At 63.1% G+C, this 12,108-nt stretch carries 14 protein-coding genes; 5 read left to right on the top strand and 9 right to left on the bottom strand.

Translation table 11 applies throughout. The features are described 5' to 3' along the window. From VNZ93_RS11635 to VNZ93_RS11610, 6 genes are all read right to left on the bottom strand, one after another. A partial coding sequence (locus VNZ93_RS11635) for a lipid A biosynthesis lauroyl acyltransferase (protein ID WP_325704645.1) occupies positions 1-659 on the bottom strand: 659 nt, incomplete at its 3' end. A gap of 101 nt (positions 660-760) precedes the next feature. After that, positions 761-1,783 (bottom strand): zinc-binding dehydrogenase, encoded by a 1,023-nt coding sequence (locus VNZ93_RS11630; protein ID WP_325704642.1) that lies wholly within the window; start codon positions 1,781-1,783, stop codon positions 761-763. Between the two features lie 97 nt (positions 1,784-1,880). After that, positions 1,881-3,164: a beta-ketoacyl-ACP synthase gene (locus VNZ93_RS11625; protein WP_325704639.1), complete on the bottom strand. Its 1,284-nt coding sequence runs from the start codon at positions 3,162-3,164 to the stop codon at positions 1,881-1,883. A gap of 12 nt (positions 3,165-3,176) precedes the next feature. Beyond that, the gene (locus VNZ93_RS11620; protein ID WP_325704636.1) at positions 3,177-4,367 is read right to left on the bottom strand and encodes a beta-ketoacyl-ACP synthase; all 1,191 of its coding nucleotides are present in this window, start codon (positions 4,365-4,367) and stop codon (positions 3,177-3,179) included. A 9-nt stretch (positions 4,368-4,376) separates the two neighbouring features. Then, the gene (locus tag VNZ93_RS11615; RefSeq protein WP_325704634.1) at positions 4,377-4,862 is read right to left on the bottom strand and encodes a 3-hydroxyacyl-ACP dehydratase FabZ family protein; all 486 of its coding nucleotides are present in this window, start codon (positions 4,860-4,862) and stop codon (positions 4,377-4,379) included. A 63-nt stretch (positions 4,863-4,925) separates the two neighbouring features. Then, positions 4,926-5,210 carry an acyl carrier protein gene (locus tag VNZ93_RS11610; protein ID WP_325704632.1) on the bottom strand — a complete coding sequence of 95 codons (285 nt, stop codon included), beginning with the start codon at positions 5,208-5,210 and terminating at the stop codon, positions 4,926-4,928. Between the two features lie 195 nt (positions 5,211-5,405). Here VNZ93_RS11610 and VNZ93_RS11605 point away from each other — a divergent pair, with 195 nt between their 5' ends. From VNZ93_RS11605 to VNZ93_RS11590, 4 genes are all read left to right on the top strand, one after another. Next, complete coding sequence (locus tag VNZ93_RS11605) at positions 5,406-6,620, top strand: hypothetical protein (RefSeq protein WP_325704629.1); 1,215 nt, start codon at positions 5,406-5,408, stop codon at positions 6,618-6,620. After that, entirely contained in the window at positions 6,617-7,201 is a 585-nt protein-coding gene (locus VNZ93_RS11600) for a protein-S-isoprenylcysteine O-methyltransferase (protein WP_325704626.1), read from the top strand. The genes VNZ93_RS11605 and VNZ93_RS11600 overlap by 4 nt, the downstream gene beginning before the upstream one ends. A gap of 200 nt (positions 7,202-7,401) precedes the next feature. Then, entirely contained in the window at positions 7,402-8,274 is an 873-nt protein-coding gene (locus VNZ93_RS11595; protein ID WP_325704623.1) for a hypothetical protein, read from the top strand. Positions 8,275-8,466: 192 nt separating this feature from the next. Then, complete coding sequence (locus VNZ93_RS11590) at positions 8,467-8,847, top strand: septal ring lytic transglycosylase RlpA family protein (RefSeq protein WP_325704620.1); 381 nt, start codon at positions 8,467-8,469, stop codon at positions 8,845-8,847. Here VNZ93_RS11590 and VNZ93_RS11585 read toward each other — a convergent pair. The 3 genes from VNZ93_RS11585 to VNZ93_RS11575 form a co-directional block, all read right to left on the bottom strand. After that, a complete protein-coding gene (locus VNZ93_RS11585; RefSeq protein WP_325704617.1) occupies positions 8,844-9,158 on the bottom strand; it encodes a hypothetical protein in 315 nt (104 codons plus the stop codon). The two genes, VNZ93_RS11590 and VNZ93_RS11585, sit on opposite strands and share 4 nt — an antisense overlap. Before the next feature lie 166 nt (positions 9,159-9,324). Beyond that, complete coding sequence (locus VNZ93_RS11580) at positions 9,325-10,029, bottom strand: aquaporin (RefSeq protein WP_325704614.1); 705 nt, start codon at positions 10,027-10,029, stop codon at positions 9,325-9,327. A 126-nt stretch (positions 10,030-10,155) separates the two neighbouring features. Beyond that, positions 10,156-10,752 carry a carboxymuconolactone decarboxylase family protein gene (locus tag VNZ93_RS11575; protein WP_325704611.1) on the bottom strand — a complete coding sequence of 199 codons (597 nt, stop codon included), beginning with the start codon at positions 10,750-10,752 and terminating at the stop codon, positions 10,156-10,158. Between the two features lie 129 nt (positions 10,753-10,881). Here VNZ93_RS11575 and VNZ93_RS11570 point away from each other — a divergent pair, with 129 nt between their 5' ends. Then, a complete protein-coding gene (locus VNZ93_RS11570; protein ID WP_325704608.1) occupies positions 10,882-12,099 on the top strand; it encodes a bifunctional alpha/beta hydrolase/OsmC family protein in 1,218 nt (405 codons plus the stop codon). The last annotated feature ends 9 nt before the right edge of the window (positions 12,100-12,108 follow it).

The raw sequence follows: 12,108 nt of genomic DNA, 5'->3' as shown, positions 1-12,108 counted from the left end.
GTCTCGCGTCCGAAGAACGTCACCGGCACGCCGCGCACGTAATACTGGTCCACCAGCATGCCGACATGCAGGCCTTCCCGCAGGGCCTCGCCGGCCTTCAGCGCGCCATCCATGCCGGTCTTGATCAGCCGGCCCATATTCACGCCGCGGGTCGCCATCACCATGTCCGCGACCTTGCCGATATTGGGCGCGCGATAGACGGCGGCACTTGGCAAATTATGCGCGGGGCCGGGCAGGGCAGGCATCTCCCAGTTTGCGAGATGCGCTGCGAAGACGAGCGCGGGCTTGCCGTCGTCACGCAGCTGGATGAAGCGCTCTTCGGATGCCGGATCGAAATCGATGTGGCTTGCGCCGCGATTGTCCGGGTCGTGGTCCCAGATGCGATCAAGGTGCGCAAACTCGATTCCGAGCCGCCCGAGATTGTCCCACACGCCGAGCAGGATCTCCTCGATCTCGGCGTCTGATTTTTCGGGAAAAGCCATCCGAAGATTGGCGCGCCCGATCCTGTGCTCGCGCAGCTTCGGCCCGACCTTGCGCATAACCTTCGCCGCGAAGTCCGACATGCGGTGCGGATCGGTCCAGCGCAGCATCCTGATCATGCCGACGGCGGCATTGCCGACGACGGCGTCGCGGACGGCGTTCGGAACGCGGATGCGCATTTATCCCTGCCGTCGCCCTCGCGAAAGCGGGGGCCTATAACCACCGCTCTGCGATATGGGTCCCCGCCTGCGCGGGGACGACCTGAAGCCAGCGCCGCGCATCACAGCGTAACGATGACCTTGCCGAACACTTTGCGCGTCTCGAGCCGCTCGAGGCCTTTCTCGAATTGTTCGAGCGGCACTTCCATGTCGATGACCGGGTGCATGCCGCCGGCCATCTTGTCGAGGCTCTCACTGATATTCTTCATCGTCGCGCCGAACGAGCCGAAGATCTTGTATTGCTGCTGGAACAGCTGCATCAGGTTCATCTGCACCGTCGGTCCCGCGGTCGAGCCGCAGGTCACGAGGCGGCCGCCGCGCTTGAGCACCAGCAGCGAGCCATTGAAGCCTTCGCCGCCGACATGCTCGAACACGACGTCCACGCCCTTCTTGTTCGTCAGCTTGCGCGTGATCGTCTCGAAGCGGTCCGTGCGATAGTTGATGACGTGATCGGCGCCAAGTGCCTTGGCCTTTTCGAGCTTGGCGTCATCGCCGGCGGTCGTGATGACGGTACAGCCGATCGCCTTGGCCATGAGAATCGCGGTCGAGCCGATGCCAGACCCTGCCGCGTGCACGAGCACCGTTTCACCAGGCTGCAGTTTGGCATTGTCGAACAGCATGTGCTGCACGGTGGAGAATGCCACCGGCGCGCACGCGGCGTCGCGCATCGACACGCCCTTCGGCACCGGGATCACCAGGCGCTCCGGCATGTTCAGGAGTTCGCGCGCGAATCCGTCGACGTGGAAGCCCATCACGCCGCCGACATTCTCACACAGATTGTCACGACCCTCGACGCAGGCCTTGCATTTGCCGCAGGTGAGCGCGCCGTACATCACGACCGGATCGCCGGCCTTGAATTTTGTCACCCCTTCGCCGGCCGACACGATTTCGCCGGCGGCTTCCACGCCCACGACCACAGGGAAGGCGCGCTTGGCGAAGGCCATGCCGCGATAGCCCCACAGGTCGAGGTGGTTCAGGCCGACCGCCTTCACGCGGATCTGCACCTCTCCCGGGCCGGGCGGCGGCGGGGCAGGGAGGTCCACAAGGTCAAGCTTGCGGTCGGCAATCAGGGCGAGCGCACGCATTCGCGCTGGTCTCCGGACATTAAGGGAGGGGACTGCGCGCTTTGCCTATCGCCCACTTGCGGGGGGCGTCAACCGCAAAGGCACCCGCGGGATCGCCTCAGTTCGGCTCGCCGGTGATCACGAGACAGGTATTCTGTCCGCCAAATCCAAACGAATTGGAGATCACGCGCCGAACCTTGGCGTCGCGTGCCGCATTTGGCACCACGTCGAGCGGGATCAGAGGATCGGGCACTTCGTAGTTGATCGTCGGCGGGATGCGCTGGTTGATGATGGTCAGCGCGGACACCACCGCTTCGATGGCACCCGCGGCCGTCAGCGTATGTCCGATCATCGACTTGTTCGACGAGATCGGGATGTCCTTCAGCCGGTCACCGAACACGGTCGAAACGCCGAGATATTCCATCTTGTCATTTTCGGGCGTCGAGGTGCCGTGCGCATTGATGTAATCGACGTCGGCGGGCGTGACGCCGGCATCGGCGAGCGCGTAGCGCATGCAGGTGATGACCGGCTTGCCGTCCGGGCTCGAGCGCGTGCGGTGGAAATTGTCTGCCTTCTCTCCGCAGCCTTCGACCACGGCGAGGATCTTCGCACCGCGCGCGACCGCATGATCGTAGCTTTCCAGCACAACGGCGCCGGCGCCTTCCGCAAGAACGAAGCCATCGCGATTCTTGGAGAACGGACGGGACGCGCCGGAGGGCGCCCCGTTATTGGTCGACAGCGCCGATAGCAGCGAGAACCGCACGACGGATTCCGCGGTGATCGAACCGTCAGCGCCGATTGCGAGCGCTGCATCGCACTCACCGCGCTGGATCGCTTCGACCCCGAGCTGGATCGCGGTTGCGCCCGATGCGCAGGCCGTGGTCAGCGAGATCGGCGAGCCCTTGGTTCCGAAATGTTCGGCGAGGCGCTCGGGCACAACACCGTATTTCGATTCTTCGTAGAAGGGCCTGAATTCGGGCTTGGTCGCCGCGCGCACGAGATCGGCATATTCGATCTTTTCGTTCGCGCCCGATGCGCTTGCAAGTGCGTAGCGCTGCGACCACTCGATCTCGATCGGCGGAAAAGCGAGGAAGAAGGGGCCGGGGAAATCGCCCTTCGCAATTCCGGATTGTTCAATCGCTTCGTTGCCGGCGAGGCGTGCGAGCTTTTCCGACAGTTCGGAGGATACCATCCCCTCTTCATAGACGTGGTCGACCGCGCCGGAGATCGTGGTTCGCAATCCTTCGGTCGGAAAGCGCGTGATCGACCGGATGCCGGATTCACCCGCGGTCAGGCGCTTCCAGTTGTCCTCCTTGCCCGAGCCGAGCGGGGAGACGATGCCCATGCCGGTGATGACGACGACTGGGCGGCCTTTCGTGTCGCGCAAACCCGTTCCTGACATGGGACTCACCCCTTAATCGACGCGCTCGATCAGCGCCAAGCCTTCCCCGCGCCAGTGGCCGACATTGGTCACGACCGCCTGGCGGATCCCGCCGGAGGGCGCTTCACCCGTATCGCCGACGCCGGAGGCCGGGAACAGCGTCCCCATGCGTACCGCCTGACAACCGATGGCGATATTGGCGAGAAACTGCGCCTCCATCCCGTTGCCGATATAGGTGGTCGTCGCGCGGACCGGGAGGCCGATTCGCCCGAGTGCGTCACGCTCTTCCGACGTTGCCGGTTCCGCGCCCGAAGCGCCGGAGATGACAACCGCGCTCTTCGGATCGACCAGGTTTTCGATGGTCTTCCATTCGTCGAGCAACGTCGACGTCGTATCGCCGGCCTGACGCGGATTGCGGTTCGACTGTACGTTGGTCAGGCGCGCCACGGGCTTCGCCCCGCGCTTTTCCGCGTGTGCGCGGCTCTCGATCACGACGAAGGCGCCCATGGCAGCCAACGCCAATGCGCCCTCAGGGCCACGGTCCCAGACCGGCCGGAACGGCGCTTCGAGCAGTGGCGTGCCGAGGCTGAACAGGAGAACAAGATCCCAGCGCGTGCCGTTATAGGCGCCGCCGACAAGGCAGATATCGCTTTGCCCGGCCGCGATGCGCGCATGCGCCACGCGCAGGGCATCCGCGCCTGACGCTTCCTCGCCCATGAACGTGCGCGAAGAGCCGACCACGCCGTGCACCAGCGAGATGTTGCCGGCCAGCAGGTTCGGCAGCTGCGCAAGGAAAAGGGTCGGACGCAGATCGCTCATCAGGCGTTCGTTGACGAAGGCATCGCGCTTCTCGACGCCACGCACATCGGTCAGGATCGAGGAATCGACCGCGACATCGCGCTCGCCGCCGCCCGCTGCGACGATCATGTCGGTCTTGTCTAGGATCTCGGCGTTCTTGGCGATTCCGGCATCGGTCAGCGCAAGGCCGGCGGCATAGACGCCAATGCGCTGCCAGGCCTCCATCTGACGCTGATCGCCCTTCTTGGGGATCTGCGTGTCGTAATTGATCGGTTTGGTCGGGAAGGTGATGTAGGGCGCAAATGTCTTGTCGTCGTATGGCGGCGTTCCGCCGGCCATCAGCGCATCCCAATGCTGGTCGAGTCCCTCGCCAAGGGCGGAGACGAGACCGGTGCCGGTGATCCAGACGTCCTGTCGGTCGCTCACAAACGCACCTTATTCCTGCCCGCCGGTCTTGCGGAATTTGTCGAGCGGGAAATCGAGCTGTTTGGCCCACGTGACCATGGTGTTCTGGAATTCCGGGCTCGGGTAAGGGATGATGCGATAGGTCAGCCGGGCATCCGCAATCGCCGTGTCTCCGGACCTGATCTTGCCATCGGCAATCGCAAAGCCCGAACCGTCGTGCACGATCTTGCCCTCGGTCGACAGCTCCATGCCGGGGAATACCGCGCCGCGGACCTTGGCTTCTTTCACCCCTGCGAGCACCGGCAATCCGGTAAAGCCCGTGATAGCACTCACGAGCCATCCACAGGTTTGCGCCATGTTCTCGATCAGGAGCACACCCGGCATCAGCGGGTAACCGGGGAAATGGCCCTCGAAGACGGGACTTTCCATCGGGACCTTGCTCTCCGTGCGGATCCAGCGCTCATCGGCCTTCACCTCGACGAAGCGGTCGAGCATCTGGAAATATTCAAGCCGCATGGACGCCCGCCCGTACTCGGAACGGCTTGAAGCGACGAGCCGGCAATCTCATCCGGACGCGTCTCAAGCCGCGCTCTTGGCCGCGATCAGTTCGTCGATGCGGGCGCAGAGATTCTTCAACACGAAATACTGTTCGGTGGTCGCCTGACCGTCGTTGATCTGCTGGGTCCACTGTTCGAGCGGCAGCTTGATCCCGAACGCCTTGTCGATGGCGAAGGCGATATCCAGAAAATCGAGGCTGTCGATTTTCAGGTCATCGATGGCGTGACTGTCCGGCGTGATCTTGTCGCGGGGAATATCGCAAGTCTCGGCAATGATATCGGCGACTTTGTCGAAAGTGGTGGACATCGGTGCTCTCAGGATCACGGGCAGGCGGCGCGCCCAATGGAGGGACGGGACGGCTAAAGTCTGCCGCTTTCGGGGTTTCGAAGCCCTATACCGAACGCGGGCCGCAAGTTCAACGGCACGAAGGACTGGTTTCGGCCTTGTGCAGAAGGCGCCAATTCCCTAACCAGCAGCCCCGCGAGCCCGCATCGGTGGACGATGAGCGACACCACGGTCAAAAAGCGCTGTGTATACTTTCTGGGGGGCTATGAACCGATCCCTCCGGAACGCCAGCGCGAACGGTATATTCGTGAGCTTTCCCGGTCCGGCCGGGTCTGGTCGGCGAAAGCCGAGGTCGGGCCCCTCGAGCTTGCGCCCGAGCGCATGGTCGGGACGTGGCAGATTGCCGCCAGCGGGCCCAATTGGTCCACAGGCGCCGCGTACAAGTCCCTCTTGTGGCACGACATCGTGCTGTCGGATTTCGCCCGACCGGGCTGGCAGCGCCTGTTCCGGGCGGTGGTGGCCTTTGGCGACCTCATCCTGACCGGGACGGCCTTCCGGTATTTTCGCGTAAACTGGCGCTATGGCCTGTTTTTCGCCTATCCGGTCTTCCTGCTCCTCGCCTTCGTGGCGCTGTCGATCTACGTCGCGTCGTTCCTGCCGGCCCTGGGGGCACCCCTGCCGATTCTGACAGTTCCGATCGCGGCAATCCTGGTTTTCACCCTTCTGATGGTCTGGCCGGGTCGCTTCCTCATGCTCGATTACATGATGGACGACTGGATTTTCGGGCACGAGCTGATCCATCGCGCGCGTCCGGAATTCGACCGGCGGCTGGAAGGATTTGCACAGGAATTGGCGGAGACGCTGCGGCAAGGCGATCAGGATGAGGTGGTGTTTGCCGCCCATAGCCTGGGTTGTGCGCTCAAGGTCGCCGTTGTGGACCGGGCGCTGCAACTCGTCCCCGATTTCGGCAAGAACGGCGAACGGCTCAACCTGTTGTCCACCGGCTCTTCGATTCTGAAGATCGCCTTCCACCCGAAGGGGGGCTGGCTCCGTGATGCGATCCGCCGCGTCTCGGCCAATCCGGCGATTTTCTGGATCGATTACCAGACGATGGCTGACCCCATCAGCTTCTACAACGTGGACATGCTGAAGGTGCTGAAACTGCCGGACACCGGCCGGCCCTTCATCCGGCGCGTACACATCCGCGACATGCTGGAGGCTTCGACTTACCGCCGCTTCAAGGCAAACTTCTTCCGCCTGCATCGTCAGCTGGTGATGGGCAACGAGAAGCGGTACTTCTACGATTATTACATGATCTGCTGCGGGCCGCTGCGCTTCGAAACGCGCGTGCTGAAGCCGGAAACCGTTGTTCCGCGCTTTGCCCCTGACGGCAGCCTTATCGATCCAGTCCCTGCGGAGAAGACAGCATGACGCCAGCCATCGCAAAAGCGATTCTCGTGATCGGCGCCGTGTCCTGGTTCATCATCCGCTGGCCGCATCAGCGGCGGTCGTGGAAAACCAAGACGCGGCTCGATCAGCGCAGCACGCGCGAGAAAGTCCTGCTGACCTGCTCGTTCACCGGACTCGGCATCATCCCGTTTTTCTACGTGATCTCCGGGCGGCCGCGCTTCGCCGATTATACCTTCCAGCCGATCCTGGCCTATCTAGGGGCCGCCGTGTTCGTCGCATCGCTCTGGCTGTTCTACCGGGTGCACCGTGAGCTCGGCCGGAACTGGTCCGATTCGCTTGAGGTGCGCGAACAGCATGCCCTGGTCACCGATGGGCTCTACCGCTACGTGCGGCACCCCATGTACAGCGCCTTTTTCATGTGGGCGGTGGCGCAGGCCCTTCTTTTGCCGAACTGGATTGCGGGACTGTCAGGCCTCGTGGGTTTTGGCACCCTGTTCCTGTTCCGTGTGGGCAAGGAAGAGGAGATGATGCTCAACAGCTTCGGCGACGAATATCGCGCCTATATGAAGCGGACCGCGCGATTGATTCCGGGAATCTACTAGAAGACGCGCCGTGGCATCCCGGCAACACACCGGAATGTTCACATTCGGCGCTTTCCAGTCATGTGGCGTTTTGTAGGCAAGCCGTTGTAAACCGGATTTACTCATCGGGCGGGTGCTGAAGGCCCGAATCAGAAAAAGACGCGGAGCATCAGGGGCCGATGAAGGGGATCCGACGAAATTGGTTGCTCGTGCCGGCTGTCATGGCCGCTGTAGCGCTGGCTGCGCCGTCGCTGGCCCAGACCACGGCCTCCACGGAGCGCTCCGGGACGACCTCCAGGCCCTCCCCGAAGCGGGTAACGTCGCAGGCGAACGGTCACGTTTACCTCCTGCGCGGCCTGCTCAACATCTTTTCGCTCGGCATGGACGACCTTGCCGCCAAGATCCGCGCCCAGGGCATCAGCGCCAGCGTGCATAATCACTCGGAGTGGCAGGGCCTCGCCGACGAGATCGCCGCGAAGTACAAGGCGCGCGCGCATGGTCCGGTGGTCCTGGTCGGGCATTCGCTCGGCGCGGACGCGGTCATGTTCATGTCCGAATATCTTGGCAAGAAGGGCGTGCCCGTCGCACTCGTCGTGCCGTTCGACGGCACGGGCTCGTTCGCAGCTTCGAGCAATGTCAGCCAGGTCTACAATCTGACGCAGCGCGACTATGCCTACATGCGCAAGGGCGCAGGATTTCGCGGCACGCTCAACAATGTCGACGTGAGCGGCCAGGGCTATGGCCATATCGACATCGACAAGTCAGCGCGCCTTCATGCGTTGGTGCTCGCTCGCATTCAGTCGGTGATTCGTTCGCGCGGTGCGCCGCGCACCGAAGAAGCGAGTCCCGCGCAGCGGCCACGCGCCACCGCGCCGGCTGGTGAACCGGCCGTAGCCCCTGCGTCAGAGGCGCCAGCGACGAAGCCGGCTGCCGATGCCACGCCGGCATCCAAGCCGGAGACGACTGCAAGCACCAGCGCCAGCGCTGCCGTCTCGGTGGAGCACACAGGCTCCGCGTCGGCGGCCGCGCGTCCTGCCGCTGTCGAATCCAAGCCCGCATCCGAGTCCGGCAGAAAGCCCGCACTTCGCTTCTAGGCTTCCAGCGTCGCACTCTGCGCATTGAAGAGGAATGAGCCGCCGCCATTGACTGGCGAGCGGCTTTTTCGTGCGCGATCTGGAGGCAGGAGTCGGCATTTCCGGCTGGAAAGCTCCTGCAATCAGTCCGGCGGGCGGAACCATTCGGCATTTACTGCGCTTTCCGCATCAACACATTGATGAGGAAAGCATATGATCGTACGCGCGATCGGCGGATTTTTTTGCGCATTTTTTCTGACGGCCTTATCGGATACATCGATTGCGAGTGATGGCATCGCCTCTGTTTACGGCTTCAAGGGCGACAGACATGCCGGCTCGAAAACCGCCAGTGGAGAGCGCGTCAACCCGCATTCCCTGACGGCTGCTCACAGGACGTTTCCCTTTGGTACGATGGTGCGAGTCACGCACAGGAAGAACGGAAAGTCTGTCGTCGTTCGCATCAACGATCGTGGACCGTTCGCGCGCGGACGCATTATCGATCTGACGCCAAAAGCCGCGGGAGCGCTTGGATTTTCAGGATTGGCACCTGTTTCGCTCTCCCGCGTCGGTGCCGAACGCGTCACGCGGAATTAGCGCTTCAGCACCGGCGATTCGACCGGCGTACAACCGCGCTTGCCCGAGAGCACGCAGTCCTGCGCCTTGCGCATGGTGGTGATGGTGTCCGCCAACCACACGCCCGCAATGATCAGGCAGGTGACGAACAGGAAGGCTGCTGCGTTGACCAGCGTCCGATGTCGGAAGTCGTCAGGTTCTTCGCTGCGCTTATATTGATCGAGATCGTCCGATGACTGCGCATTCCGGCTTGTGCCAGTCGGGTGCCAGGGTCGTCTCGTACGGATACTGATGACCCGGTGGTCTTCGGTTGATGACGGATGGTCCGACATCGCCTCGCTCGCGACTTATCCCGTCTTGTTTAGCACGATCCGCCCTTCGCGTGCCATTCGATAACGTCTTGAGTAGCGATCGGTCTGCGCAACAAGGACAATTTTCCGGAACTCGCGCGGCAGGGCCGCGCGAGTAAGGGAAGGTGCTCCCGACCGTAAAGCTCCGTCAGGACGGATCGGGCTCGAGCAGGCCCGACTTGAACAGCACTCCGGCCACGGCCGCCCCGAGCAGGGGCGCGATGATGAAGAGCCAGAGTTGTCCGACAGCGGCAGGGTTCGTGCCGTATCCGACAAGGGCCGGCCCGATCGAACGGGCCGGATTGACCGAGACGCCCGTCACGTTGATCCCGACGATATGGATCGCGGTCAGCGTGAGGCCGATCGCGAGACCGGCAAAATGCACGGGCGCCTTGCCGTGCGTCGAACCGAGAATGCAGACAAGAAACAGGAACGTCGCGACGGCCTCGAACACGAACGCCGACGTCGTATTGTACTGGCCGAGATAACCCGCGCCCCAGCCATTCTGGCCGAGCCCACCATTCCATCCCGACGTTTTGCCGGACAGGATGAGATAAAGAACCAAAGCCCCGACGAGAGCGCCGGCGACCTGCGCGATCACATAGCCGATGAACTCCGCCACCGACATGCGGCCGGCAACGAGGACGCCAAAGCTCACGGCAGGATTCACATGGCAGCCGGAGATCGGCCCGATTCCATAGGCCATGGCGACGATGGCGAGGCCGAATGCGAAAGCGATTCCGAGCACGTCGATCGCAGTTGGACCTGTTCCCATTCCAGCAATGACGGCTGCGCCGCATCCGAAGAAGACGAGCGTGAATGTGCCGATAAACTCGGCAATCAGCTTTTTCATGTGTAGCCCCCGGCTTAGATTCGTAGCCTTGAAACCATCGGCCATCGTCAAGGGGATGGAAAGCGCAATCTGGAAATGGCTGCAGTGCACCTCATCGTCAGCAGCCTGATACCGATATCGGCTGCATCAGCGCCGCGCGGGCGGCTTTGGTTCGGTGAACGGGTAGGCCTCGCCATCCGGCAGCGGCACGCGGAACACGTTCAGTGTCATCGCGACCAGCGTGTAGTAGCCGAGGATGCCAACGAACTCGACCATGCCCGCGTCGCCAAACAGGGCGTGAGCCTTGGCATAGGTCTTGTCGGAGACGCGCTTGGTCTTGTGCAGTTCTGCGATGAAGTCATAGATCGCGCGCTCGTCCTTGCTGAGACGCGGCGTGCGGCCGGTGCGCAAGGCTTCGATGGTGGCCGCCTTGACGCCTGCTTTCTGCGCGATCGGCGCATGCACCCAGAACTCGTATTGCGAACGCCAGAACCGGGCGAGCACGAGGATCGTGAATTCCGACAGGTGCGGCGCAACCGATGTCTTGTAGCGGCAGAAGGCGCCGAGCTTCTGGGCGAGGTCGCCGTATTCGGGCGCCTGCAGGAAGACGGCGAACGGGCCTCCGAGCGTGCCCGACCCTCGGGTCTTGCGGATGTCGGCGAGGAGCGCTTTCTGCTTTGCGGAAAGCTTGCTCTCCGGCGGGATGTTCAGGCGAGGCGAGGGCATCTTCACGGGCTTGCGCATGCTGAGGCTTCCGTTGATTTTTGCGGATGTGCTTCTCGCACGACCCGGCAATGGCGCAAAGCGGCGTCTTGACGGGCGAGTGCTCTTGCCGGTCCACTGCGGTGGCTGCACCAGCGGACGGAGTGTGCGATGCCGGCTGAACGCTTCGACTTTCCCAATGCGCGCGGCGAGCGCCTCTCCGCCTTGCTCGATCTCCCGGTTGGAGCGCCGCGAGCCTATGCCCTGTTTGCCCATTGCTTCACCTGCGGCAAGGACATCCACGCGGCGAAGCGGATCGCAGCCGGCCTGACGGCGCTCGGGATCGCCGTGCTGCGCTTCGATTTCACCGGTCTTGGCTCGAGCGAGGGCGAATTCGCCAACACGACCTTCTCCTCGAATATCGGCGATCTGGTTGCGGCCGCGGACCACATGCGCGAGCAAGGTCGCGCTCCGGCTCTCCTGATCGGCCACAGCCTCGGGGGAGCGGCGATCCTCGCGGCAGCGGAATCGATACCGGAAGCCCGCGCGGTCGTGACCATCGCGGCGCCATTCGATCCCGCTCATGTGACGCACCAGTTTCGCGAGCACGTCGATACGATCCGCGACGCCGGCGAACTCGAAGTCTCGCTCGGCGGACGGCCGTTCCGGATCAGGCGGGAGTTTCTGGATGACATCCAGACGCAGAAGCAGGTCGAACGGATCAAGACGCTGCGCAAGGCGCTGCTGGTGTTTCACTCGCCGACGGATGCGACCGTCGGCATCGAGAATGCGACCGCCATCTTCGTTGCTGCACGGCATCCGAAGAGTTTCGTATCGCTCGCGGGCGCCGATCATCTCCTGAGCGGGAAGGCCGATGCCGCCTATGTCGCAAACGTCGTCGCCGCCTGGGCGGAGCGCTATCTCGACGTGCCGATATCCCCTGATCAGGTTGAAGCGAGCCCCGACGAGGTAACGGTCACCGAGACGCGGCAAGGCAAGTTTCAGCAGACCATCCGCGCCGGGCGCCATGTGCTGACCGCGGACGAGCCGGTCGCGCAGGGCGGCGCCGATTCAGGGCCGAATCCTTACGATCTGGTGCTCGCCGGCCTCGGCGCCTGCACGTCCATGACGCTGCGCCTCTATGCCGACGGGAAGGGATTGCCGCTTGAGCGCGTATCGGTGGCGCTCAAGCATTCCCGCATTCACGCTGCGGATTGCGAAAATTGCGAGACAAAGGAAGGCAAGGTCGACCGGATCGACCGCGTTCTGACGCTGACCGGAAATCTCGACACCGACCAGCGCAAGCGTCTGCTGGAGATCGCCGACAAGTGTCCGGTCCACCGCACGCTGACGTCCGAGATCGACATCCGCACCACGGAGGCGGGTTGAACGCGGCGT

It is taken from the genome of Pseudorhodoplanes sp., from assembly GCF_035565795.1.
Classification (GTDB): domain Bacteria; phylum Pseudomonadota; class Alphaproteobacteria; order Rhizobiales; family Xanthobacteraceae; genus Pseudorhodoplanes.
The sequence above is the reverse complement of the archived record's forward strand: the minus strand, read 5'-3'. Positions and strand labels throughout refer to the sequence as shown.

Coding starts and splice junctions, on each gene's coding strand:
- VNZ93_RS11580 (WP_325704614.1), bottom strand. CDS start 10,029: ATGAAAAAGCTGATTGCCGAGTTTATCGGCACATTCACGCTCGTCTTC.
- VNZ93_RS11615 (WP_325704634.1), bottom strand. CDS start 4,862: ATGCGGCTTGAATATTTCCAGATGCTCGACCGCTTCGTCGAGGTGAAG.
- VNZ93_RS11600 (WP_325704626.1), top strand. CDS start 6,617: ATGACGCCAGCCATCGCAAAAGCGATTCTCGTGATCGGCGCCGTGTCC.
- VNZ93_RS11610 (WP_325704632.1), bottom strand. CDS start 5,210: ATGTCCACCACTTTCGACAAAGTCGCCGATATCATTGCCGAGACTTGC.
- VNZ93_RS11595 (WP_325704623.1), top strand. CDS start 7,402: ATGGCCGCTGTAGCGCTGGCTGCGCCGTCGCTGGCCCAGACCACGGCC.
- VNZ93_RS11605 (WP_325704629.1), top strand. CDS start 5,406: ATGAGCGACACCACGGTCAAAAAGCGCTGTGTATACTTTCTGGGGGGC.
- VNZ93_RS11590 (WP_325704620.1), top strand. CDS start 8,467: ATGATCGTACGCGCGATCGGCGGATTTTTTTGCGCATTTTTTCTGACG.
- VNZ93_RS11570 (WP_325704608.1), top strand. CDS start 10,882: ATGCCGGCTGAACGCTTCGACTTTCCCAATGCGCGCGGCGAGCGCCTC.
- VNZ93_RS11625 (WP_325704639.1), bottom strand. CDS start 3,164: ATGTCAGGAACGGGTTTGCGCGACACGAAAGGCCGCCCAGTCGTCGTC.
- VNZ93_RS11630 (WP_325704642.1), bottom strand. CDS start 1,783: ATGCGTGCGCTCGCCCTGATTGCCGACCGCAAGCTTGACCTTGTGGAC.
- VNZ93_RS11575 (WP_325704611.1), bottom strand. CDS start 10,752: ATGCGCAAGCCCGTGAAGATGCCCTCGCCTCGCCTGAACATCCCGCCG.
- VNZ93_RS11585 (WP_325704617.1), bottom strand. CDS start 9,158: ATGTCGGACCATCCGTCATCAACCGAAGACCACCGGGTCATCAGTATC.